The organism is Olleya sp. HaHaR_3_96 (genome assembly GCF_019278545.1).
GTDB lineage: Bacteria > Bacteroidota > Bacteroidia > Flavobacteriales > Flavobacteriaceae > Olleya.
On the sequence record NZ_CP058987.1, the window covers coordinates 525,198 to 551,763 of the forward strand.

General features: G+C 34.1%; 18 protein-coding genes. 9 read left to right on the plus strand and 9 right to left on the minus strand.

The window, feature by feature from the left end; genetic code table 11:
- Positions 1-145 precede the first annotated feature (145 nt).
- Entirely contained in the window at positions 146-1,699 is a 1,554-nt protein-coding gene (locus tag H0I26_RS02220) for an aldehyde dehydrogenase family protein (protein WP_101015631.1), read from the minus strand.
- Positions 1,700-1,967: 268 nt separating this feature from the next.
- On the opposite strand from H0I26_RS02220, the gene H0I26_RS02225 reads away from it, so the two are divergent.
- Both H0I26_RS02225 and pbpC read left to right on the plus strand, forming a co-directional pair.
- Positions 1,968-7,547 carry an Ig-like domain-containing alpha-2-macroglobulin family protein gene (locus H0I26_RS02225; protein ID WP_218700830.1) on the plus strand — a complete coding sequence of 1,860 codons (5,580 nt, stop codon included), beginning with the start codon at positions 1,968-1,970 and terminating at the stop codon, positions 7,545-7,547.
- A 61-nt stretch (positions 7,548-7,608) separates the two neighbouring features.
- Positions 7,609-9,960: a penicillin-binding protein 1C gene (pbpC, locus tag H0I26_RS02230; protein ID WP_101015633.1), complete on the plus strand. Its 2,352-nt coding sequence runs from the start codon at positions 7,609-7,611 to the stop codon at positions 9,958-9,960.
- Positions 9,961-9,976: 16 nt separating this feature from the next.
- Here pbpC and H0I26_RS02235 read toward each other — a convergent pair whose 3' ends face one another.
- On the minus strand, positions 9,977-10,450 hold the full coding sequence (locus H0I26_RS02235; RefSeq protein WP_218700831.1) for a CYTH domain-containing protein: 474 nt from the start codon (positions 10,448-10,450) through the stop codon (positions 9,977-9,979).
- Between the two features lie 84 nt (positions 10,451-10,534).
- Here H0I26_RS02235 and dinB point away from each other — a divergent pair, with 84 nt between their 5' ends.
- Positions 10,535-11,638 (plus strand): DNA polymerase IV, encoded by a 1,104-nt coding sequence (gene dinB / locus H0I26_RS02240; protein WP_218700832.1) that lies wholly within the window; start codon positions 10,535-10,537, stop codon positions 11,636-11,638.
- On the opposite strand, the gene H0I26_RS02245 is transcribed toward dinB, so the two are convergent.
- The 6 genes from H0I26_RS02245 to H0I26_RS02270 form a co-directional block, all read right to left on the minus strand.
- Positions 11,635-11,919, minus strand: coding sequence for a hypothetical protein (locus H0I26_RS02245; protein ID WP_218700833.1), 285 nt, complete (start codon positions 11,917-11,919; stop codon positions 11,635-11,637). The two genes, dinB and H0I26_RS02245, sit on opposite strands and share 4 nt — an antisense overlap.
- 263 nt (positions 11,920-12,182) lie before the next feature.
- Positions 12,183-13,625 (minus strand): pyruvate kinase, encoded by a 1,443-nt coding sequence (gene pyk, locus H0I26_RS02250; RefSeq protein WP_101015637.1) that lies wholly within the window; start codon positions 13,623-13,625, stop codon positions 12,183-12,185.
- Positions 13,625-14,110 carry an IPExxxVDY family protein gene (locus H0I26_RS02255; RefSeq protein WP_218700834.1) on the minus strand — a complete coding sequence of 162 codons (486 nt, stop codon included), beginning with the start codon at positions 14,108-14,110 and terminating at the stop codon, positions 13,625-13,627. The genes pyk and H0I26_RS02255 overlap by 1 nt, the downstream gene beginning before the upstream one ends.
- A 136-nt stretch (positions 14,111-14,246) precedes the next feature.
- A complete protein-coding gene (gene rnc, locus H0I26_RS02260) occupies positions 14,247-14,993 on the minus strand; it encodes a ribonuclease III (RefSeq protein WP_101015639.1) in 747 nt (248 codons plus the stop codon).
- Between the two features lie 8 nt (positions 14,994-15,001).
- Positions 15,002-16,252: a beta-ketoacyl-ACP synthase II gene (gene fabF / locus H0I26_RS02265; RefSeq protein WP_101015640.1), complete on the minus strand. Its 1,251-nt coding sequence runs from the start codon at positions 16,250-16,252 to the stop codon at positions 15,002-15,004.
- 11 nt (positions 16,253-16,263) lie between these two features.
- A complete protein-coding gene (locus H0I26_RS02270; RefSeq protein ID WP_013869581.1) occupies positions 16,264-16,497 on the minus strand; it encodes an acyl carrier protein in 234 nt (77 codons plus the stop codon).
- Between the two features lie 182 nt (positions 16,498-16,679).
- Here H0I26_RS02270 and H0I26_RS02275 point away from each other — a divergent pair, with 182 nt between their 5' ends.
- From H0I26_RS02275 to H0I26_RS02290, 4 genes are all read left to right on the plus strand, one after another.
- Positions 16,680-17,243, plus strand: coding sequence for a phosphoribosylglycinamide formyltransferase (locus tag H0I26_RS02275; protein WP_101015641.1), 564 nt, complete (start codon positions 16,680-16,682; stop codon positions 17,241-17,243).
- Positions 17,244-17,349: 106 nt separating this feature from the next.
- Positions 17,350-17,991, plus strand: coding sequence for a viroplasmin family protein (locus tag H0I26_RS02280; protein ID WP_218700835.1), 642 nt, complete (start codon positions 17,350-17,352; stop codon positions 17,989-17,991).
- Positions 17,992-18,069: 78 nt separating this feature from the next.
- Positions 18,070-18,996, plus strand: coding sequence for a PfkB family carbohydrate kinase (locus H0I26_RS02285; RefSeq protein ID WP_218700836.1), 927 nt, complete (start codon positions 18,070-18,072; stop codon positions 18,994-18,996).
- Between the two features lie 75 nt (positions 18,997-19,071).
- Positions 19,072-20,970, plus strand: a complete 1,899-nt coding sequence (locus tag H0I26_RS02290; RefSeq protein WP_218702015.1) for an amidophosphoribosyltransferase — start codon at positions 19,072-19,074, stop codon at positions 20,968-20,970.
- A 273-nt stretch (positions 20,971-21,243) separates the two neighbouring features.
- Here H0I26_RS02290 and H0I26_RS02295 read toward each other — a convergent pair whose 3' ends face one another.
- On the minus strand, positions 21,244-21,852 hold the full coding sequence (locus tag H0I26_RS02295; RefSeq protein WP_101015649.1) for a superoxide dismutase: 609 nt from the start codon (positions 21,850-21,852) through the stop codon (positions 21,244-21,246).
- A 194-nt stretch (positions 21,853-22,046) separates the two neighbouring features.
- Between H0I26_RS02295 and H0I26_RS02300 the strand changes: the two genes are divergently transcribed.
- Together H0I26_RS02300 and kbl are read left to right on the plus strand one after the other, a co-directional pair.
- Positions 22,047-25,190 carry a UvrD-helicase domain-containing protein gene (locus tag H0I26_RS02300; protein WP_218700837.1) on the plus strand — a complete coding sequence of 1,048 codons (3,144 nt, stop codon included), beginning with the start codon at positions 22,047-22,049 and terminating at the stop codon, positions 25,188-25,190.
- 74 nt (positions 25,191-25,264) lie between these two features.
- Entirely contained in the window at positions 25,265-26,458 is a 1,194-nt protein-coding gene (gene kbl / locus H0I26_RS02305; protein WP_218700838.1) for a glycine C-acetyltransferase, read from the plus strand.
- Positions 26,459-26,566: the final 108 nt, after the last annotated feature.

Sequence of the window (26,566 nt, forward strand, 5' to 3'; positions counted from 1 at the left end):
AAAAATTAAAAACCTTTTAACATTTATTAACACTAAATAGAATTTTGAACTAAAAAATCGACGAAGTACACAATAAATAAGTTTAAAGCACAAAAAAAGCCACATATTTCGATATGGCTTTAGTTCCGCGACAGCGAAAAATGATTTATAAATCAAACTTAATACCTTGAGCTAAAGGTAATTCATCTGAATAATTTACTGTATTTGTTTGTCTTCTCATGTATACTTTCCAAGCATCAGATCCAGACTCACGTCCACCACCTGTTTCTTTTTCTCCTCCAAAAGCACCACCAATTTCAGCTCCAGAAGTTCCGATGTTTACATTTGCAATTCCACAATCTGATCCCGCAAATGATAAAAACTTTTCAGCTTCCTTCAATTCGTTAGTCATAATTGCAGATGATAATCCTTGTGCAACACCGTTTTGAGCAGCAATTGCATTTTCTACATCACCTGAATATTTAATTAAATATAATACTGGCGCAAATGTTTCCGATTGTACGATTTCAAAATCGTTTTTAGCTTCAATAATAGCTGGCTTAACATAACATCCAGACTCATAACCTTCACCTTCTAAAACACCACCTTCCACTAGCACTTTACCACCTTCAGCTTTTGCTTTTTCAATAGCAGCTAAATAAGTATTTACAGAATCTTTATCTATTAACGGTCCAATATGGTTTTTCTCATCCAATGGATTTCCAATAGTTAATTGTCCGTAAGCACCAACAATTGCATCTCTTACTTTATCGTAAACTGATTCGTGAATAATTAGTCTTCTAGTAGATGTACAACGTTGTCCACAAGTACCAACAGCACCAAATACAGCGCCAGGAACTACAACTTTTAAATCTGCAGTTGGCGTAATAATAATAGCATTGTTTCCTCCTAACTCTAATAACGATTTTCCAAAACGTTCCGCTACTGTTGCTCCAACAATACGTCCCATTCTAGTAGACCCTGTTGCAGATATTAATGGAATTCTGTGATCAGTTGTCATAAACTCACCCACTTTGTAGTCACCATTGATAATAGCAGAAATACCTTCTGGCAAGTTATTTTCTTTTAAAACTGATGCAATAATATTTTGACAAGCTACCGAGCAAAGCGGTGCTTTTTCTGATCCCTTCCAGATACATACATCACCACAAACCCAAGCTAAAGCTGTATTCCAAGCCCAAACCGCTACAGGGAAGTTAAATGCTGAGATTATTCCAACAACACCTAAAGAGTGCCACTGCTCTCGCATGACATGACCTGGACGTTCTGAAGGGATTGTTTGTCCATTTAGTTGTCTTGATAACCCGACTGCGAAGTCACAGATATCTATCATTTCTTGTACTTCTCCATAACCTTCTTGTAAAGATTTACCCATCTCATAAGAGACTAACTTTCCTAAAGGTTCTTTTAATGCTCTTAATTTATTTCCAAATTGTCTTACAATCTCTCCTCTTTGTGGTGCAGGCATTGCTCTAAATCCAACAAAAGCTTCCGTTGCTTTATTGATTACTTTTTCGTAATCGGCTTTAGTCGTTGTTGATACTTTACCTATTAATTTACCATCTGTTGGCGAGTAAGACTCAATTAACTCTCCACTTCCAAAGTTATTTAAACCTGTAGATGTTCCTTCATTTATATCTTTTAACCCTAATTGTTTTAAGGCTTCTTTTATTCCGAAATCAGCTGAAACTGCTTGCATATTATAATGATTTTTAAGAATTATTTAATTTTTAGCCAATATACTACTATTTCATCGATTTTTTAGCAGTTTTTAAGGCTTAAAACTCATTAACTATTTAGCTCCAAAATTAGATTGATTTTCTCAATAAATTTCTTAATTTTACTGACTAAAGTTAAATTTTACCATAACTTTAACAACCAGTAACATACTAAAAATCAAAAACTAAACGTATTTAATTTAACAAGTATCTTCTTGTTAAACTTTTCATCTTACAATATCTAACCGTATGCAATTAAAATCGCTATTTACCCTTTTGCTTATTTTTTCCCTAGCTGTTTCCTGTAAACAAAAACAAACAGAAACAGATAACCTCTTTAAATTCAGGGACTATATAAGCTATACTACTTCTGGTCGTGTGTCTGTTGCAGACAATGTCAGGGTAAATCTATCCGAAGCTGTTAAAGGTTGGGAAGCCGATCAAGTATTAGACAAAAGTGTATTTAACATTTCGCCTTACGTGGAAGGGAAAGCTATTGTTATTAATAGCCATTCTATAAATTTTATTCCTGATGAAACGTTAGAACCAGACACAGAGTATACCGTAACTATTGGTCTAGGTGAAATATATAGCGATATCCCAAAAGAATTTAAAGATTACACGTTTCAGTTTAAAACAATCACCCCTAATTTTAATATTGAAACCAACGATTTACAATCTTACTCAAAAGAATGGCAATATTTACTAGGAGTTGCCAAAGCATCTGATGTTATTACATTACAACAAGCTAAGCAACTAATAACAGCCTCTCAAAAAGGTAAAAACTTAAATATCGTTTGGAATGAAAAAAGCCAGCCTTCAAAATATTTCGAATTTAAAATAGACAGCATTAACCGTTTGCTTGAAAATTCTGAAATTTTGATAAAATGGAATGGAAAAGCAATTAAAGCTGATAATTCTGGAGAAAACACGTTTGCTATCCCAGGAAAAAATAATTTTAAGATTCTATCTGTAAATGTGGTGCAATCGCCAGAACAGTATTTATCAATCAACTTTTCTGACCCCATTAAAAAGCAACAAAATTTTGATGGATTAGTCACTATTCAAAATAGTAAAAATCCTAAATTTATTGTTAATGGAAATGTTTTAAAAGCCTATCCTGAATCTAAAATCACTGGTAACGTTCAAGTTGATGTTTTTCAAGGTATAAAAAACACAGATGGTTATAAATTAAAAACACGGTTTAGTGAGACTATAGCTTTTGAAGATGTTAAACCACAAATTAAATTGGTTAACAGTGGTGTGATTTTACCAAATTCAGAACAACTAAATTTTAATTTTGAAGCTGTAAATTTAAGTGCGGTTGATGTTAAAATTATTAAGATTTTTGAAGACAACATCCTTCAGTTTTTACAAGACAATAGTCTAGAAAGTAATAACTCTAATGAAATAAGACGTGTTGGTAGACGGATTGCCAAACATACCATAACACTTATTGATGACCCAATACAAAACGATGGAAAATGGAAAACGTATAGTATTGATCTTTCAAAATATATCAATGCTGATCCTGGTTCTATTTATCGCGTAGAATTAGATTACAAAAAAGAATATTCTTTATATGATTGTGATGCTAATGCAAGTGTCTCGAGCAACGAAGACGATGACGATTACTACTATGACGACGAGTATTATTACAACGATTATTATGGCGATGGTGATTACACATACACTAATACAGAAGATGAAGATTTAAAAGAAGAGGAATATTGGGACAATATCACTTATAGTTATCGCAATAATAATTATAATTGGAGAGAACGTAACAACCCGTGTAATGATGCGTATTACAATGCTAATAAAGTCATTTCTCAAAATTTAATAGCGTCTAACCTAGGTGCTATTGTTAAAAAAGGATCTGGTAACACCTACCATTTTGCTATTTCCAATATTCTAACCACCAACCCCGAATCAGGGGCTAAAATAACCTTGTATAATTTCCAACAACAAGAGTTAGCAACAACCAATTCTGGTACCGATGGATTGGCAAAACTTAAAACAGATAAACTAGCTGCATTTGCAATTATCACTAAAGAAAAGCATAACACTTTCGTGAAACTACGCGACGGAAACTCACTTTCACTTAGTAAATTTGATGTCTCAGGAGCCACTTTGCAACGCGGCCTTAAAGGCTACATTTATACTGAAAGAGGGGTTTGGAGACCAGGAGACTCTATCCACTTAACCTTTATGTTAAATGATATTGCTAATGCGCTTCCAAAAGGGCATCCTGTAAAATTAGAAGTGACAGACGCAAACGGCAAACTAGCTTTTAAAAACATAGTTAATAATAGCGTTAATAATTTCTACCAATTTACAATACCAACTGCAACCGAAGACAAAACAGGTAATTGGAATGCAAAGATTAGTGTTGGTGGGGCTAATTTTTATAAAGGTCTTAAAATTGAAACGGTAAAACCAAATCGTTTGAAAATTAAAATAGATTTTGATGATAAAGTTCTTAAATCTAATGCTCCTTTAAATGGAAAACTTTCGGTTAACTGGCTACATGGTGCACCTGCTAAAAATGTAAAAGCAGAAATTAAAGCAAAATTTAGCACCTCTTATTCTGGCTTCAAAAACTACGAAGATTACCAGTTTAGAGATCCTTCCAAGCAATTTAGCACTGAAGAAGTTACCATTTTTGAAGGTAATGTTGATGCAGAAGGTTTGGCAGACATCACTAAAAACTTAAACATTGGACAAGATGCTCCAGGTATGTTAAACGCACAATTTTTAGTGCGCGCTTTTGAAAACGGGGGAGACTTTTCTATGGATGCTTTTACTATGCCTTACGCACCTTACAATTCTTTTGTAGGATTAAAATCTCCTAAAGCAAAAGCATATGGCTCCTTTTTTACTGATGAGAATCACACCTTTGATGTAGTAACGCTAGACGACCAAGGGAAGCCAATCAAACGTAAGAATCTTGAAGTAAAAGTGTACAAAATAGAATGGCGTTGGTGGTGGAACTCGTCTTACGACAATCTCTCTCAATACACATCTAGCTCGTATCACAAACCTTTTTTAGATAGCAAGGTAACCACGAGCACAAAAGGGAAAGCGTCCTTTAATATTAGAGTCCCAGACAACGATGGTGGTCGTTACTATATCACAGTTAAAGACCTTGTTTCTGGACATATGACCGGTCGTACCGCTTACTTCTACAAAAACTGGTGGCAACGCCAACCCTCTGGAGACAAAGAAGCAGCTAAAATGTTAGTCTTTGCGGCAGACAAAGAAAATTATAATGTTGGAGAAACAGCTAAAATCACATTCCCTTCAGGAACAGAAGGTCGCGCTTTAGTTAGTATAGAAAATGGCTCTGAAGTCCTACAAACTAAATGGGTAAAAACATCAAAAGGAGAAACAACCGTTGATATCCCTATTACAAAAAATATGGCTCCAAATGTGTTTGTTAATATATCTTTATTGCAACCACATGCTTCTACTGCCAATGACTTACCATTACGTTTATTTGGTGTTATTCCGTTATTAGTAGAAGATCCAAACACCAAGTTAGAACCAGAAATTAGAATGCCAAGTGTTTTAAAACCTGAAGAAGAATTTGAAGTTTTTGTATCAGAAAAAAACAAAAAAGCCATGACGTATACCATTGCCATGGTAGAAGAAGGCTTATTAGACCTTACTAGATTTAAAACTCCAAATGCATGGCATTCTTTTTATGCAAGAGAAGCATTAGGTGTTAAAACTTGGGATGTTTTTGATGATGTTGTTGGTGCCTATAGTGGAAGTATCGAGCAAGTATTTGCTATTGGTGGAGATGGAAGTGCCGAAGATGGTAAAAACAAAAAAGCGAATAGATTTAAACCTGTGGTTACCTTTTTAGGTCCTTTTAAACTAGAAGCTGGCGGAAGAAAAACGCACAAAATAAAAATGCCAAATTATGTTGGTTCCGTAAGAACAATGGTTGTTGCTGGTAACAATAAAACCGAAGCTTATGGTAGTACAGACAAATCTGTACAGGTAAAAAAACCTTTAATGGTATTAGCTACGTTGCCTCGAAAATTAAGTCCCGGGGAAAAAGTAACACTTCCTGTTACTGTTTTTGCTATGGAACCTAATGTAAAAAATGTTTCCATTAAACTAAAATTAAGCAAAGGCATCACTGTCGTTGGAGACAAAACCAAATCATTATCTTTTCCACGTCCAGATGAGCAAATGGCCTACTTTGAACTAGATGTCAGCAAAGCAAAAGGTATTAATACAGTTGAAGTTATAGCTACAGGAAATGGCGAATCTTCAACGTATAAAGTAGAAATAGATGTCGAAAATGTTAATCCGATTTCATCTAAAAGTTTGGATGCAACATTAGAGGCTAATTCATCTAAAACAATAGATTTCTCAACCTTCGGTGTTACTGGAACCAATAGTGCTAGTGTGGAGTTTTCCACTTTGCCTCCTATGGATTTTACTAGACGTTTACAATATCTAGTGCAGTATCCTCATGGTTGTGTAGAGCAAACAACATCAAGTGTGTTTCCACAATTATTCTTACAAGATATATTTGATCTTCCCTTTAACCAAAAGCAAGAAATCCAGTCTAACATAGAAAATGGAATCAAACGTTTAGGGCATTTTCAAAGACCAAATGGAGGGATGAGTTATTGGATTGGAGAAAATAGCGCTAACGACTGGGGAACTAGTTATGCGGGACATTTCTTAATAGAAGCAGAGAAAAAAGGCTTTGTTTTACCATTGACTTTTAAAAGTAATTGGATAAAATATCAAAAACAAGCAGCTCAAAATTGGAGACCAAGTTACAGAACCTATAATTCTGATTTAGCACAAGCGTATAGATTATACACTTTAGCATTAGCTGGAAGCGCAGATTTAGGAGCAATGAACCGCTTACGCGAATTTTCTGAAATTTCTAACGAAGCCAAATGGCGTTTAGCCGCTGCTTATGCTTTAGCCGGACAATCTGAAGCTAGTAATCAAGTCTCAAGTACTGCAAATATTAATTTCCAACCCCCAAAATATAATTATTACACATATGGGTCTGTCGATAGAAACAGAGCTATGGCTTTAGAAACCATGATTCTGACTAAAGACAAACGTATCAAAGACTTATCGGAAACCATTGCTAAAGACCTATCTAGTCAACGCTGGATGAGTACACAAACAACAGCATACAGTTTATTAGCCATGGCTAAAATGGTAAATGCTAATGGTGGAAAAGCAATGAAATTAAATTATACTGTAAATGGTAAAACCGAAACGTTAGATACTAAAAATGCTATTGCGCAGCGTCCTCTAGTAATTTCTGATGGGAACAATAGTATTACCATAAAAAACAACAAACAAAACTTAGTGTACGTGCGTGTTTTAAATTCAGGAAAACTACCATTAGGACAAGAATTAGCAGAGCAAAGAGGTTTAACGGCTAACGTCGTCTATAAAGACTTAAAAGGGAATAGCATTGCTATATCTAAGCTACAACAAGGACAAGATTTTGTTGCTACAGTACAAGTTACGAATACTAAAGATTACAATGTAAATGATATCGCGTTGACACAAATTTTCCCATCAGGTTGGGAAATTGTAAACACACGATTTACGGCGTTTGGTGCTTCCACAACTAGTCAAGCTAGGTTTACTGATATTAGAGATGACCGTGTAAATTTCTATTTTGATTTAGGCCCAAAGAAAACCAACACATTTAATGTCATGCTTAATGCGTCGTATTTAGGGACCTATTACTTACCAGGCTTACAAGCAGAAGCGATGTATGACAATAAATTTTTAGTAAGAAACAAAGGACAATGGATAGAAGTTGAGAAATAATGTATTCCCACGACAGTGGGAAAACACTATTTTAAATAACTAATCGACTTCTAAAGTGTTTATGCATAGGATAATTAATTTTATTAAAAAAAATAGGATAAAATCGATAGTTCTTTTTGTGCTATTAGTTGCCTATATTTTCTGTTTACCTAAGCAACTCTTTAAAGATCCGACAGCCACTGTTATTACAAGTAACACCTCTATTTTACTTGGTGCTCAAATAGCAAAAGATGGGCAGTGGCGTTTTCCGGAAAGTGATAGTATTCCCGAAAAGTTTAAAACTTGCATTATCGCTTTTGAAGATGAGTACTTTTACAAACACCCTGGTTTCAACCCTATTTCTATTTTTAAAGCTATAAAACAAAACATAAGTTCGGGCAAAGTCAAACGAGGCGGGAGCACCATAACACAGCAAGTTATTAGACTTTCAAGAAAAGGACAATCTAGAACCTATATTGAAAAGCTAAAAGAAATGATTTTAGCGACCCGGTTAGAATTAAAGTATAGTAAAGAAAAAATATTAGCACTCTATGCCAGTCATGCCCCTTTCGGTGGAAATGTTATCGGGATTGATGCTGCTTCATGGCGTTATTTTAATAGAAATGCCAATGATTTATCTTGGGCTGAAAGTGCAACACTTGCCGTATTACCTAATGCGCCTAGTTTAATTTATCCTGGTAAAAATCAAAAGCGATTGTTTGAAAAACGAAACCGCTTATTAAAAAAACTGTTAGACAATCAAACGATAGACCAACTGACTTACAACTTATCAATTGCAGAAGGTTTACCACAAAAACCTTATGCTCTACCTCAAATTGCTCCTCATTTATTACAAACCATCTCTAAAACAAATAAAGGAGAGCGCATTCAAACGACAATTAACAAACAACTTCAAGAACAAGTAAATACCATTGTTTCCAATCATTATAACACCTTAAAGCAAAACGAAATATATAATATCTCTGTCTTAGTTTTAGATGTTAAAACACGACAAGTATTATCCTATGTCGGCAATGCACCAACAGATAAAAAACACCAAAACAGTGTTGATATTGTAACCAAACCCCGCAGTACTGGTAGTATTTTGAAGCCTTTTTTATACGCCGCCATGTTAGATGCAGGAGACATTTTACCAAATACGCTAGTTGCAGATATCCCGACACAATTCGGTAATTATACACCACAAAACTTTAATAAAGAATTTGATGGTGCTGTCCCTGCAAAACGAGCATTATCTAGATCATTAAATGTCCCAGCAGTTAGAATGCTTCAGGAGTTTGGGCTAGATCGCTTTCATCATTATTTGAAAGCTTTAAATTTAAAAGACATTACTTATAACGCTAATCATTATGGTCTATCTCTAATTTTAGGTGGTGCCGAAAGTAACCTTTGGGATTTATGCAAAAGTTATGCTGCTTTCTCGTCTACCATCAATCATTTTAATGATACGTCTAGCGAATATTTTTCAAACGAGTTTTGTGAGCCAACATATTTTGCCTCAAAAACGATTGATTTTGGCACAAAATCTACAGAAAAAACACTGTTTGATGCCGCTTCCATATACCTGACATACCAAAGTTTAAAAGAAGTTAACAGACCCGAAGGCGATGATAACTGGGAGTTTTTCGATAATTCTAAACAAATCGCTTGGAAAACAGGCACCAGTTATGGTTTTAGAGACGCTTGGGCTATTGGTAGCACAAAGGATTATGTTGTTGGTGTTTGGGTTGGTAATGCGGATGGAGAAGGTCGTCCCGGCTTAGTTGGTGTTCAGGCTGCCGCACCTATATTATTTGATGTCTTTCACTTATTACCAAACAGTCCATGGTTTAAAAAACCATTGGATGAAATGCAGGACATTGAGGTCTGCTCAATTAGCGGTTACAGAGCCTCTCTTAACTGCCGAGAAACAGAACTTCAATTTGTTCAGAAAAGTGGCTTAAAAACCAGACCTTGCCCCTATCATAAATTGATTCATTTAGATAACACTAATACGTTTCAAGTTAATACGTCTTGTGAAGACCTAAATGCTATTTCGACACAATCTTGGTTTATACTACCACCTTTAGTGGAATACTACTACAAAAAAAAGAATCCTTTTTACAAATCCTTACCTCCATTTAGACCTGATTGTTTAGGCGAAAACGCCATTACTATGCAATTTATTTACCCAAAAAATGCGAGCACTATTTTTCTACCCAAGGATTTTAATGAAACCGTTAATGAACTAATCTTAAAAGTAGCACACTCCAAAAAAAACAGCACCTTATATTGGTATATAGACAAAACCTACATCGGACAAACCACCGATATTCATGACATGGCCATTCTACCAGAAATTGGAGAACATTGGATTGTTGTAGTAGATAACTTTGGGAACGAGTTGAAACGAAAAGTCACAATCTCTAAATAACTTAAAACTCCATTTTTTATTCGACCCAAAGCGTATACGGATGTTCACTTAATTGAGAATTATAATACTTAGTAATCCCTGTGACCTCTGTTCCTAACCAATTGGGTTTTGTATAATCTTCTGTTTCGGAGTTCAATTCGACTTCAGCCACTACCAAACCTTCGTTTTCTCCAAAAAACTCATCTATTTCAAAAGTATGGTTATCGACTTTGACTTCGTAACGTATTTTATCTATGACTCCTTTTTTACAAAGTTCTAAAAGTTGTTCTGCCTCTTGCTTCGGGATCTTTTTCTCCCATTCAAAACGAGACAAACCATTTTTAGAAGATTCTCCTTTTATAGTCAAGTAGCCGTCCGCGCCTTTTATCCGCACTCTTACCGTTCGTTTTTTATCCGTACTTAAAAATCCTTGAACAATTCGGGTCTGTTTAAAAGCTTCCGCTTTAAAACCATCTGATTTGACTAAAAATTTACGTTCTATTTCTATCATGATTAATTGAGGTTATCGCTATATTTTCAGTTAAAAAATGAAAACACCCGAACTGACGTTAGTAATAATGCCTAAATTTACAAGATGCAAAACGATTTACCAATAAGAAAAATTATTCATGTGGATATGGATGCCTTTTATGCGTCTGTAGCCGAAATGGATAATCCCGAACTTAGAGGTAAAGCTATTGCTGTTGGAGGTGGCGGCCCGCGTGGTGTTATTAGTGCTGCTAGCTATGAAGCTAGGAAATTTGGAGTAAAAAGCGCCATGTCTGGTCAATTAGCCATAAAGCTATGTCCCCATTTAATTTTTGTTAAAACTGATTTTGAACGTTATAAAGACATCTCTAATCGTATCAGAAAAATATTTTACGATTATACAGATTTGGTTGAACCGTTATCTTTGGATGAAGCCTATTTAGACGTTACGGAAAACAAAAAAGGACATCCTAGCGCCTCCATGCTTGCTGAAGAGATTAGAACACGCATTTTTAACGAGGTTGGTTTAACTGCGTCTGCTGGTATTAGTATAAATAAATTTGTTGCTAAAGTTGCTAGTGATTACAATAAACCTAATGGTCAAAAAGTAGTTAATCCTGAAGAAGTTTTAGATTTTTTAGAAGCGTTAGATATAAGAAAATTTTATGGTATAGGTAAAGTCACTGCCGAAAAAATGTACCAAAAAGGCATCTATACTGGAAAAGATCTAAAATCAAAATCTATTGAATTTTTGGAAACCAATTTTGGTAAATCAGGTATATCGTATTATTATATTGTTAGAGGCATCCACAATAGTGAAGTCAAACCAAACCGTATTAGAAAAAGTTTGGCTGCTGAGCGTACCTTTAATGAAAACTTATCTTCTGAAGTGTTTATGTTAGAAAAACTACAGCTTATTGCTGAAGAAGTTGCCAAACGTTTAAGTAAAAGTAAAGTCGCAGGAAAAACAATAACTTTAAAAATAAAGTATAGCGACTTTACACTACAAACGCGAAGCAAAACACTTCCTTATTTTGTATCAAATGCAGAGATCATATTAGAGACAGCAAAGGATTTATTATATCAAGAAAAGATGAGTAACTCCGTCCGCTTATTAGGGATTTCTTTATCTAATTTAAATACCATAAAAAAACCAAAAATAATACAAACGGACAAAGCTATTAGTGTCCAATTACGTTTTGGGTTTTAAGCAACAGACAAAATACGCTCTAAAGGAATAATAGTAGATGTTTTTAAAATGACATATTTTTCTGTCACGCCCCAGATGGTAGTGTTTACTCTTTTTAAACCTTCATTATCCGCAAATAAGATACGCACTTTCTCATGCTCTATATTACCTAAAACCATAGCTCTAGTTAACGTTAAACAACGCTCTGCTTTTTCTGTCTTGGAGATTAATAATTCTTCTTTTGGAAACGTTAAAAACTTTATTTGTTCTTTTTCTATTGTTTCGATCGTTAGGTTTTTCATTAGGTCTATTATTTAGGGTTTAGTAGATTAAATTACACAATCATTACTTAACAAACTAAATAATTTATGTTTTTGATACTATTTTAACACTTTCTGTAAGTATTTTAAAACAAAAAACCAGTTATATCTCTATAACTGGTTTTGATAACTGTACCATACTTTTGCTCGCGTTAGCGATTGTAATGGCATCCTTTTTTGACCGCGCTTAGGCGCAAAAAAGATATAATGAAAAGCGCGACCCTTGTGGTAACGCCCAAATTGCTTTAGAAATTACAACTTTCGATTTCTGTGACTCTAAGCGTATTTACCATTCCCTTGTCTTGAATTGGCATGGCTGCTAAACTAATTAACATATCACCAACTTCTAAGAATCCTTTTTTACAAGCTATTGCATTAACGTCTTCTATGGTTTCGTCTGTGCTAACAAACTTATCGTAATAAAAAGAAGTAACACCCCACAGTAAACTTAACTGCGTTAAAATACGCTTATTTGAAGTAAATACTAAGATATGCGTACTTGGTCTCCACGCCGAAATTTGGAAGGCAGTATACCCACTATTTGTTAATGTCGAAATTGCTTTGGCGTTAATATCGTTAGCCATATGCGCTGCGTGATAACAAATAGATTTTGTGATGTAACGCTTAGTACGAATATGTGGTGGTGATTGTGGAACTTTAATTAAGTCTGAATCTTCCACACTTCTAATAATATTTGCCATTTGACGGATCACTTGTACCGGATATTGTCCGACACTAGTTTCTCCAGATAACATTACTGCATCTGCACCATCCATAACACTATTGGCCACATCGTTAACTTCTGCACGCGTTGGTGTTAGACTAGTAATCATAGTTTCCATCATTTGGGTTGCTATAATTACCGGAATTCTGGCACGTTTTGCACGAAGTACTAATTGCTTTTGTACTAATGGTACTTCTTCTGCAGGAATCTCTACTCCTAGATCGCCACGCGCAACCATTAATCCATCACAATAAGCAACAATTTTATCGATGTTCTCTACTGCTTCTGGCTTTTCAATTTTTGCGATAATTGGAATTTTGTGATCGCTATGTTTTTTAATTAACTCTTCTAACTGCATTAAGTCTTCCGCATGACGCACAAAAGATAAAGCCATCCAGTCTACTCCTAATTTACAAGCAAAAATAGCATCTTCGACATCTTTTTCTGTCAATGCTGGTTGAGAGATATTAGTGTTTGGTAAATTAACTCCTTTTTTAGATTTAAGTGGTCCACCTTGTATAACCTTAGCTTTTACTTCAGATTTTTGATCTGTTGAAACTACTTCAAAAATTAATTTTCCATCGTCTAAAAGGATACGTTCTCCTGGTTTTGCATCTTGAGGAAAACGATCGTATGTCATATACACACGTTCTTTAGTTCCTTCAAAACGTTCTCCAGTTGCAAAGATAATTTCGTCTCCTGCATTAACAATAACCTCTCCCTTCATTACTCCAACACGTAATTTAGGACCTTGTAAATCCCCAAGAATTGAAGCATTGTAACCAAACTCGTCGTTTAGCTCTCTTATCATTTGTACACGTTCTTCAACGTCTTTGTAGTCCGCGTGAGAAAAATTAATTCTAAAAACGTTAGCACCTTCGTCTAACATTGCCTTTAAAACTTCTTTACTACTAGTTGCAGGCCCTAAGGTTGCAACAATTTTAGTCTTTTTTTTGTTTAGCATTAGTTGAATATTAAGTTCTCTTTAGATTTTAAGCCCTCTACATCTATACTGTAAGCGGTAGACACTTGAGGAATCTTGAGAATATTATTTAAAATGATTTTTTCTTTATTTAGAAACTCGGTCTCAACTTTAAGAATATAATTTACCTTCTTAAATTCTGGTAACAAATAAAAATTAGTGACTCCCGATGTGTCTTCTCCAAATAATGAATTTGACTGTTGTTGTACATTATTATATTGTACTTTACAGCTATTAGCTACTAAATGGTAAGTCGTTAATTGCTTTTCATCAAACCACTCAAAAATAGCATAACTAGTATTTAAGCTTGGATCGGTAACATCTTCCTTTGCTCTTTTAAGAGAAATATCCAATGTTTGATTAATTAAAAAAGCTAATCTATAATCTTCTATTACGCAGTGAATTCCTATTAATGCGTAATGCTCTTCTTCTAAAAAGTCATCTAAAGAGAGTTTTCGAACAGCCATTTTAATTATAAAATTAAATGTAAATATAGTATTTAAACACTTAGTGCCATCTTATTTTACGTAATCTTAACAACAAAATATCACGAAAACGTTGTAGTAAACCCTTAAAAAATAAGATTTTAAGACAATGCGCTTTTTAAATAAACCCAGCCTTAGAGATTTGAGATTGTAGTGCAAAAAAAGCACGTTTAGACGCTTTTTCTTCTGCTTTCTTTTTAGAAGTGGCTCTAGCTTTAGCTATGACTTTTTTATCAATAGATAATTTGACAGAAAAATGTTTGACATCATCATTACCAGTATCCTCATAGACATTGTAATCAAAAATCTTTTTTTCCTTTTGACACCATTCTATTAATAAACTTTTATAACTAATGACCTTACCTTCTAGAGTTTCGATATCAACGTAAGGACCGATAACGCGTTTTTGTATAAATTTTTCAACATATTTATAACCTTTATCTAAATAAATGGCTCCAATAAGCGCTTCAAATAAATTACCATGGATATTATCTCCAAATTGTCCTTTAGGTATTTTGCTTTCTACTAAATTAATTAGACCTAAGTCTTTTCCTAATTCGTTTAAATGCTCTCTACTTACAATTTTAGAGCGCATTTTAGTTAAATAGCCTTCATCTCCTCCTGGAACTTCCAAATAAAGATGATTTGCGATGACTGAACTCAGCATTGCATCGCCTAAAAATTCTAAGCGTTCGTAATTAATGATGTTCCCTTTTTCATCTTTGATGTTCATTGAACGATGCGTAAAGGCGGTCTGGTAATACCTTAAAGTTTTAGGCTTAAATTTTAAAATTTTAGAAATAGCCATAAAAAAATTCCCATCTTGATTAGATTGGGAATTAAATATGTTACGAATTCTTTTCATTCAGAAACTTAATCTAGTTTTTTAAACAATACACAAGCATTGTGACCTCCAAATCCAAAAGTATTGCTCATAGCAACGTTAATCTCTCTTTTTTGTGGTGTATTAAGTGTTAAGTTTAATTCAGAATCTATATTCGGATCTGCTGTCGTATGATTTATTGTTGGTGGCACGATACTATGTTGCATTGCTAAAATGGCAGCAATAGACTCAATAGCTCCGGCAGCACCTAACAAGTGACCAGTCATTGACTTAGTAGAATTTATATTGATGTTTTTAGCATGATCGCCAAAAACTTCTTTGATTGCTTTTAACTCCGCAACATCACCTAATGGTGTAGATGTCCCGTGTGTATTGATGTGATCTACATCTTCTGGTTTTAAACCAGCATTTTCTAAACAGTTTTTCATAACTGCTATCACCCCAATTCCTTCTGGATGTGGTGCTGTCATATGATAAGCATCAGAAGACATTCCGCCTCCTAAAACCTCTGCATATATTTTTGCTCCTCTTGCTTTTGCGTGCTCATATTCTTCAAGAACAATTGCTCCTGCTCCCTCTCCTAAAACAAAACCATCACGAGTTACATCAAAAGGTCTTGATGCCGTTTGTGGGCTTTCGTTTCTAGTTGACAAAGCATGCATAGCATTAAATCCTCCCATTCCTGCAATAGTAACCGCAGCTTCACTACCTCCTGTTACAATAACATCACACTGTCCTAAACGGATATAGTTTAAGGCATCAATCATTGCATTAGCAGAAGATGCACAAGCAGATACTGTTGTGTAATTTGGACCCATAAAACCATTCTTTATAGAAATGTTTCCGGGTGCAATGTCTGCAATCATTTTAGGAATAAAAAAGGGATTAAATCTCGGTGTACCATCACCCGCAGCGAAGTTTAAAACTTCGTTTTGAAATGTTTCTAGTCCACCAATACCTGCTCCCCAAATAACGCCAACTCTTAGTTTGTTAACGGTATCTAAATCTAGTTTAGAGTCCGCAATAGCCTCATCAGATGCGACCATTGCGTACTGCGTAAACCTGTCCATTTTTCGGGCCTCTTTTCTGTCAAGAAAATCAGTAGCCACGAAGTTTTTTAACTCGCAAGCAAAGTTTGTCTTGAACTTTTCAGCATCAAAATATGTAATAGGTGCTGCACCACTTTTACCACTAATTAGACCAGTCCAATACTCGTCTATAGTGTTTCCAATTGGTGTCAACGCTCCTAATCCTGTAACTACTACTCGCTTAAGTTCCATAAATATTGTGCTTATTTAGCAGCTTCAATATAAGATACAGCCTGACCTACTGTTGCAATGTTCTCTGCTTGGTCATCTGGAATCTGGATATCGAATTCTTTTTCAAATTCCATGATTAATTCTACAGTATCTAATGAATCTGCTCCTAAGTCGTTCGTGAAGCTAGCTTCAGTTACAACTTCGTTTTCATCAACACCTAATTTGTCTACGATAATCGCTTTTACTCTTGATGCAATGTCTGACATAATTTTAATTTTTTTAGTTTTAATTAAGGGGCAAAAATAAAAAACTTTATTTTAAAACACACGTTTACTTTAAAAATGTGCTACGAATTTAATTATTTAAATTGAAGAATTTCAATTTTAGCCCGTAATTGTTAATAATTATTGCTTTTTTTGTTTGAAGAATTTAACATTGAAAATAGAAAATGAAACGTGTAGTAATTTTTGCGTCCGGTAGCGGAAGTAATGCTGAAAATTTAATAAGGTTTTTTCAAAATAGAGACAATGCGTCTGTTATTCAGGTATTAACTAACAATCCCCATGCCAAAGTGCTAGAGCGTTGTAAAAAACTAAAAGTTAGTGCCTTATCCTTCAACAAAACAGCACTAACTGATACTGATGACGTCCTAAACATTCTTAAATCAAACCAACCAGATCTAATTGTTCTTGCTGGTTTTTTATGGAAATTTCCTGAAAAGATATTAAAAGCGTTCCCTAACAAAGTTATAAATGTGCATCCTGCTTTATTACCAAAATTTGGAGGAAAGGGCATGTACGGCATGCACGTGCATGAGTCTGTTGTCGCTAATAAAGAAAATGAAACAGGTATAACAATTCATTATGTAAACGAACATTATGATGAAGGCGCCATCATTTTTCAAGCAAAATGTGAGGTTTTAGCTTCAGATACCGCCTTGGACGTCGCAGAAAAGATTCATGAATTGGAAATGGAGCACTTCCCATTAATAGTCGATAAATTATTAAATTAGCATACCTAATCCTGTTATAAGGACTTTACATATATAGCAAAGTAGAGTTTCACCATCTCAGAAAAGATAAAACAATATGATTTTCGCTTAAGCGGAAATAAAAGAAATGGGTAAAAAAAAGAAAAAATACTACACCGTTTGGCAAGGACACCACAAAGGCGTTTTTGAATCTTGGAATGATTGCAAAGCGCAAATCAAAGATTATCAAGGTGCCCAATACAAATCATTTACCACCTTTGATGCTGCCAAAGAAGCTTTAAAAGGCAACTACTTTGACTATATTGGAAAAAAGAAAGGATTTACTAGCGAGTTAAGTCATGAACAACTTAAAAAAATTGGTCGTCCTAATTACAATTCTATATCCGTGGATGCAGCCTCTTCCGGTAATCCTGGAATAATGGAATATCGTGGTGTAGAAACAAAATCTAAAAAACAACTATTTAAACAAGGCCCTTTTGCTGAAGGCACCAATAATATTGGCGAATTTTTAGCTTTAGTGCATGGTTTAAGTTTTTTAAAAAAGCACAATAGCGACTTACTTATCTACACAGACTCTAAAACGGCTATGAGTTGGGTCCGCAAAAAAACATGTAATTCTAAACTAGAACGTAACGCAAAAAACAAACCGGTCTACGATTTGGTTGACCGTGCCGTTAATTGGTTAAAAGAAAACGATTATAAAACCACTATCGTTAAATGGGAAACCAAAGCTTGGGGAGAAATACCTGCAGATTTTGGTCGTAAATAATTAGCGTTTCTTTCAATAGATTCCACTTTTTTACAGAATATATTTTACGTAAGTTTGCACTAAATTTTAAAGCCATTTATGAGCAAGTTAGTAATAGTAGGTACAGTAGCATTTGACGCTATAGAAACCCCTTTTGGTAAAACCGATAAAATTCTAGGTGGAGCAGCAACTTATATAGGGTTGTCGGCTTCAAACTTTAACGTAGATCAAGCAGCAGTATCTGTTGTAGGTGGAGATTTTCCTCAGGAATATTTAGACCTTTTGACAGATAGAAATGTAAATATCGAAGGTGTCGAAATTGTAAAAGACGGTAAAACGTTTTTTTGGAGTGGAAAATATCATAATGATATGAACTCTCGTGACACGTTAGCTACGGAATTAAATGTATTAGAACATTTTAATCCTGTAGTTCCTCAAAATTATCGTGATGCAGAGATAGTGATGTTAGGTAATTTACACCCTTTAGTGCAACAAGGTGTTTTAGACCAAATGACTAAAAAGCCAAAATTAGCTATTTTAGACACTATGAATTTCTGGATGGACATCGCCTTAGATGATTTAATTTCAGTAATTAAAAATGTAGACGTTATTACTATTAATGATGAAGAAGCAAGACAATTAACTGGAGAATACAGTTTAGTCGTTGCTGCTAGAAAGATTCATGAAATGGGACCAAAATATGTAGTTATTAAAAAAGGAGAGCACGGTGCTTTACTTTTCCATGATGACCACATGTTTTACGCACCTGCTTTACCATTAGAAGAAGTCTTTGATCCAACAGGAGCTGGAGATACTTTTGCTGGTGGATTTGCTGGATATTTAGCAAGCAGTGGAGATATTAGTTTCGAAAACATGAAAAATGCAGTAATCTACGGATCTACTTTAGCCTCTTTTTGTGTCGAGAAATTTGGAACAGAACGCATGGTAACCTTGAAAAAAGAGGAAGTCAACAAACGTTTGCTGGAATTTAAGAAACTGACACAGTTCGATATAGAATTAACATAAACTAACGCGCTCATAATTATGAGCGCGTTTTTTATTTTTATTATTTTAATAAAAACAACTCACAACACAACAACAATGAGTGATGCTTTAAAACACGAGTGCGGAATTGCACTTATTAGATTACGTAAACCTTTAGAATTTTACAAAGAGAAATATGGTAGTGCATTTTATGGTGTAAATAAAATGTATTTAATGATGGAAAAGCAACACAATCGCGGTCAAGATGGTGCTGGTTTTGCAAGTATTAAAATGGACACATTGCCAGGAGAACGTTATATTAGTCGTGTACGCTCAATCGCGCAACAACCTATACAGGATATTTTTGCTCAAATTAATGACCGTATTAATAAAGAATTAGCAGATCACCCAGAATACCAAGATAGCGTTGCCCTTCAAAAAAAGCATATCCCTTATATTGGAGAGCTATTATTAGGTCACGTACGTTATGGAACTTTTGGTAAAAACAGCGTAGAAAGTGTACATCCTTTTTTAAGACAAAATAACTGGATGCACCGTAACCTGATTTTAGCAGGTAACTTTAACATGACTAATGTTAAGGAGCTTTTTCAAAGTTTAGTTGATCTTGGACAACATCCAAAAGAATATACGGACACCATTACTATAATGGAAAAAATAGGTCACTTTTTAGATGATGCTGTAAGCAAAATTTATAAAGAACTTAAAAACGAAGGTTATGGTAAGCATGAGTGCTCTCCTTTAATAGCTGAACGTTTAAAAATTGCTAAAATATTAAGACGCGCTGCAAAAAACTGGGATGGTGGTTATGCTATGGCAGGTTTAATTGGACATGGAGATGCTTTTGTACTGCGTGATCCAGCAGGAATACGCCCAGTGTACTATTACACTGATGACGAGATTGTTGTTGTCGCTTCAGAGCGTCCAGTAATACAAACCGTATTCAATGTAGAATTTGATGATGTCAAGGAATTAACGCCAGGCCATGCTTTAATCTCTAAAAAATCTGGTGCAGTTTCAATAAAAAAAATATTAGAACCTTTAGAACGCAAATCATGTAGTTTTGAGCGTATTTACTTTTCTAGAGGAAGTGATGCCGAAATATATCAAGAACGTAAAATGTTGGGTCGCTTATTAATGCCGAAAGTTTTAAAGGCAATTGATAATGATACAGAAAATTCTGTATTTTCATATATACCAAATACAGCAGAAACGTCTTTTTACGGGATGATTGAAACTGTAGAAGAGCATTTAAACGAAAAGAAAACAAAAGCTATTTTAAACGGTAACGGAAAGTTATCTGCAGATCAAGTGACTTCTATTTTAAAAGAAAGACCTCGTATCGAAAAAATAGCTATAAAGGATGTCAAACTTAGAACCTTTATTACGGAAGATAGTAGTCGTGACGACTTAGTTGCACACGTTTACGATGTCACTTACGGTGTTATCAAACCAACGGATAACCTGGTTATTATTGACGATAGTATTGTACGTGGCACAACCTTAAAAAAGAGTATTATTAAAATGATGGACAGATTACATCCTAAAAAGATTGTAATAGTATCCTCAGCACCACAAATACGTTTTCCTGATTGCTATGGTATTGATATGGCTAATCTAGAAACTTTAGTTGCTTTTAATGCTGCTTTAGCCTTACTTAAAGAAAATGGTAAGTACGACTTAGTAGAAGAAGTTTACCACAGATGTAAAGCACAAGAAGGACTATTAGATAAAGATGTTAAGAATTTTGTAAACGAAATATATGATCAGTTTACGACAGAACAGATTTCGGCTAAAATATCTGAGCTCTTAACGGACGAATCAGTAAAAGCTGAAGTGGAAATTATTTTTCAACCAGTATCTAACCTGCATAAAGCTATTCCTGACCATTTAGGAGATTGGTATTTTACAGGTAATTACCCGACTGCTGGAGGAAACAGAGTGGTTAACAGAGCATTTATTAATTTTTATGAGGGCAATAAAGAACGCGCCTATTAAACCTAATTTATTAGCTTTTTTCTTACACTCAGACGTTTAAGCGAATATATTTACATTTTGACCCTGTTTTACAATAATTGAATTTATTTGTCGTTATATTTGAGCTTACCATAACATAAGTAGGTTAAGTTCATGGTAGATTTGGGGCAAAAAAGGAGAACACTTGTTCTCCTTTTTTATTTTACAAAATTTAAAACAGATCTTTTAGAGCATAAAAAAAAGCAGATTCATAAAAATGAATCTGCTTTTATATTTTATAAACGTTTTAAAAGCTTATTTAGCTTCTGCATAACGTCTTTCAACTTCATTCCAGTTAATTACATTAAAGAAAGCATCAATATAATCAGGTCTTCTGTTTTGGTAGTTTAAGTAATAAGCATGCTCCCAAACATCTAATCCTAAGATTGGAGTTCCTTCGCAAGTTACACCTGGCATTAATGGATTATCTTGGTTTGGAGTAGAACATACTTCAACCTTTCCACCTTTATGCACACATAACCAAGCCCAACCTGAACCAAATTGTGTTGCTGCTGCTTTACTAAAAGCATCTTTAAAAGCTTCAAAAGAGCCATAAGCTGCTTCAATAGCATCTTTTAAATCTCCAGACAAACGTCCTTTTCCTTCTGGATTCATAACTTCCCAAAACAATGAGTGGTTATAAAAACCTCCACCGTTATTTCTAACAGCCATATTTTTCATATCCAAGTTAGCAAGAATATCTTCGATAGATTTTCCTTCTAAATCAGTTCCTTCTATAGCAGCATTTAATTTAGTTGTATAACCGTTATGGTGCTTAGTGTAGTGTATCTCCATTGTACGTGCATCGATATTAGGTTCTAATGCATCATACGCGTATTTTAATTTTGGTAATTCAAATGCCATGATTGTATGTTTTTAAATATTAATATTCAATTTTATCAAAAATAAACATTAAAGCTTTCAATCGAAAATATTTAGGGACTCTATTAATTCTATTTAATAATATTTTAACACCAGAAACTAATTATTACAGATTGTTTTGAAATTAATTTAACAACCATAATATTGTTATTATCTTGTCTAAAATTAAAAAATAAATGTCCAAAACAACTCCTTTTAAAGTTTACGATGCCTCCGCAGGAAGTGGAAAAACCTTTGCATTAGTTAAGGAGTATTTAAAATTATTATTTACCGCCACTTACAACGATGGCTTTAAACAAATACTAGCCATAACCTTTACCAATAAAGCAGTTGGCGAAATGAAAACTAGAATTTTAGACACCTTAAAACAGTTTTCTGAGCCTGAGATTAGAGCAGACACAAATGGGATGTTTAAAGCCATTACAGAAGAGCTGGCATTGCAACCAAAAGATGTCCATCAAAAAGCCATTGTTTTACTAAATACAATCATGCATAATTATGCTGCTTTTGACATCTCTACTATTGATGGTTTTAATCACAAATTAATTAGGACGTTTGCACACGATTTAAAAATTCCGATAAATTTTGAAGTCGAGCTAGACACACCTTCTTTACTAAGTCAAGCTGTAGATAGTTTAATTGCTAAAGCAGGAACAGATAAAAAGCTAACCAAGGTGTTAATAGATTTTGCTTTAGAAAAAGCAGATGATGATAAGAGTTGGGATGTCTCTAGAGACTTTAATACCATTGCTAAACTTTTAATTAACGATAACGATTTACCACATTTAGAGAGTATAAAGCATAAAACGTTAGAAGATTTTAGCGGCCTGAAGTCGCAACTTATTAAACAAATTGCTAATCAAGAAGTACTAATTGCAGAATTAGCTAATAATCTATTATCTGTGTTTGAAGCCAATGGATTAGACCAAAAAAGCTTTTCTAGAGGAACATTATTTAATCATTTTGTAAAGATTTCTAATTTAGAATTTTATAAAATTTACGACAATCAATTAGCAAATAACATAGCAGAAGGCAAACTCTACACAAAAACATTAGATTCCGCGAAAGCGCAAGCAATAGATCAACTTTTACCACAAATAGAAACCGTTTATCACAAAATAAAGGCGACCGTTTTAGATGTCAAATTCTTAAGAGCGGTGTACAAAAATGTAACACCATTATCTGTCCTAAATGCTATTAATAAAGAGTTAACACTAATAAAAGAAGACGAAAACAAATTACTAATATCAGAATTTAACACCTTAATTAGTAAAGAAATTAAAAACCAACCGACGCCTTTTATATATGAACGCTTGGGCGAAAAGTTTAGACATTATTTTATTGACGAGTTTCAGGACACATCGCAAATGCAATGGGAAAACTTGATTCCGTTGATAGAAAACACGCTTACTGGACAGAATCTAAAAGGAGAACAAGGAACCGCAATGTTAGTAGGTGATGCTAAACAAGCCATTTACAGATGGCGAGGTGGGAAAGCAGAACAGTTTATTGGTCTAACAAAAGAAGACAATCCTTTTCCTGTCGAAAAAGAAGTAGTAAGACTAGAATATAATTACAGGAGTTATAAAAATGTTATTGAATTTAATAATCAGTTTTTTGAGTATTTATCAAAAACCAGCTTTAGCAGCCCTGACTATTCCGACTTATATAATAAAGCCAAACAAAAACCGGTTATTAAGCATGAAGGTTATGTCAATCTGAATTTTCTAGACATACAAAGCACGGATGACATAAACCAACTATACCCTGAAACTGTCTTTGAAACTATAAACCAGTGTTTAGAAAACAACTACAACCTTAAAGACATCTGTATATTAGTTAGAAAGAAAAAAGAAGGTGTTGCCATAGCCGAGTATTTAAGCGATAAAGGCGTACGCATTACATCCTCAGAAACTATGCTTATCAACAACTCTGAAGATGTTAGACTGGTTGTCAATATTTTTAGATTATTAGTTAACCCTAACAATCTTGAAGTTAAAATTAAAGTCTTAGATTATATTGCTAGTCTTAATGCTATTGAAGATAAACATCAGTTTTTTAAAACTCATTTAAACTTACCGCTACAAGCGTTTTTTGAAAGCTTTAAGTTATTTGATATTGATTGTGACCCAACACAATTAGTTCAGCTGTCTTTATACGATTTAACAGAAAGTATAGAGAGAGGGTTTAACCTGACCAAAAACTCGAATGCCTATATCCAGTATTTTTTAGATATCATTTTAGAGTTTTCTCAAAAGAAGATTTCGGACATTCCTGGATTTTTGGACTATTACGATACTAAAAAAGACAGTTTAAATATCGTGTCGCCAAGTAATCAAAATGCCATTCAGATTATGACGATTCATAAATCAAAAGGGCTGGAATTTCCGGTAGTAATTTTCCCGTATGCACAATTAGAAATTTATAGAGAAATGGAACCTAAAGAATGGTTTCCGTTAGACCAAAGCCAATTTAATGGCTTTTCAAAAACATTGATCAACTTTAACAAAGACTTTGAAGACTTCGGAGACACAGGGAAATCAATCTATTTAAAACACAGATCGGAACAAGAATTAGATAATATGAATTTGTTATATGTAGCCTTAACACGTCCGATCGAACAACTTTATGTGATTTCTAAAAAAGAAAACCAAACCAAAGCAGGTGTTAAATTTGACAGTTACTCTGGGCTATTAATGAATTACCTCATGCAACAAGGGGTATGGAATGACAATCAATTAGAATATAGCTTTGGACAACAAAAACGCGAAGTAATACCTGAAGAAAAACCGGAAACAACTCAGGAAACCGAACAATTTATTAGTGTTGCCAAACAAGATCATGATATTAAAATTATCACTAAATCGGGATACCTGTGGGATACAGAGCAGGAAAATGCAATTGAAAAAGGTAATTTAATCCACGATATTATGGCAGAAATCAAAACACAAGAAGAGGTTACCGCCGTAATTGAAGATTATATAAATTCCGGAATTATAAATAAAGAACAATCCTTATTACTTAAAGACACTATTAACAGTATTATAAATCACCCTGAGCTTAAGGAGTATTATAGTAACGATTACACGATATACAATGAACGTGATATCATCTCTAAATCTGGAGCAATAATAAGACCCGACCGGTTTGTGATAAAAGATAACGACGTTATCATACTGGACTACAAAACAGGGTTACCTGATCCTAAATACCAGGAACAATTAGAAAACTATTCGGATATATTAAAAGAAATGAATTACTCCGTCAGTAAAAAAATATTAATTTATATTAACGATGATATTAAAATCAAAACGTATTAATCAAAAAAGAATAATTTTTCAACCAATCACTTAAGGTAAAACATTATTAAATTTGCAAAACTAAAATAGAACGTATGTACAGCGATATAAAACAACATTTACAAAAAGAAATTCAAGACATCAAAGACAATGGTCTCTTTAAAGAAGAACGCATAATCACTTCCGCTCAAGGGGCAGAAATAACATTAGACACCGGAGAACGCGTTTTAAATTTTTGCGCGAATAACTATCTAGGACTATCCTCTCACCCAGAAGTTATCAAGGCAGCACAAGACACAATGGACACACACGGATTTGGGATGTCTTCTGTCCGTTTTATTTGTGGAACTCAGGATATACACAAAACATTAGAGCAAAAAATATCTGATTTTTATGGTACTGAAGATACTATACTATACGCTGCAGCTTTTGATGCTAACGGTGGTGTATTTGAACCTTTATTAGGAAAAGAAGATGCTATTATATCAGATTCTTTAAACCACGCCTCTATTATAGATGGTGTTAGATTATGTAAAGCAGCTCGCTATCGTTATAAAAATAATGATATGGCAGATTTAGAGCAACAATTAATTGATGCTAATAAAAATGGAGCTCGTTTTAAAATCGTAGTAACTGACGGTGTGTTTTCAATGGACGGCCTTGTAGCGCCATTAGACCAAATAACAGTCTTAGCAGAAAAATATGATGCAATGATTATGATTGACGAGTGTCACTCTGCAGGATTCATAGGAGAAACAGGTCGTGGGACTTTAGAAGAAAAAGGAGTAATGGGTAAAATTGACATTATTACCGGAACTTTAGGAAAAGCACTTGGAGGTGCAATGGGTGGTTATACAACAGGTAAAAAAGAAATAATAGAAGTACTACGTCAACGTTCTAGACCCTATTTATTTTCAAATTCTTTAGCCCCTGCTATTGTTGGTGCTTCCATTAAGGTTTTTGATATGTTATCTAATGACAATTCATTACGTGACACATTAGAAGAGAATACCAAATTTTTCAAAAAAGGCATGAAAGACGCTGGATTTGACATTATAGACGGAGACTCAGCAATTGTACCCGTAATGCTATATGACGCAAAACTATCACAAACCATGGCAAATATGCTTTTAAAAGAAGGTATTTATGTTATTGGGTTCTTTTTTCCTGTAGTCCCAAGAGACAAAGCAAGAATACGTGTGCAACTTTCTGCAGCACATAGCAAAGAACATTTAGAAAAAGCCATCGCAGCCTTTATAAAAGTGGGTAAAGCACTGGAAATTATCTAGAAACACTTTATTAATACTTAACAAAAGCATTAATTATTCAATATTTTTATATATTTGTCTTTGTTAATAATATATAACAACTTATTTTTGCTTTTAATTAACACTTAA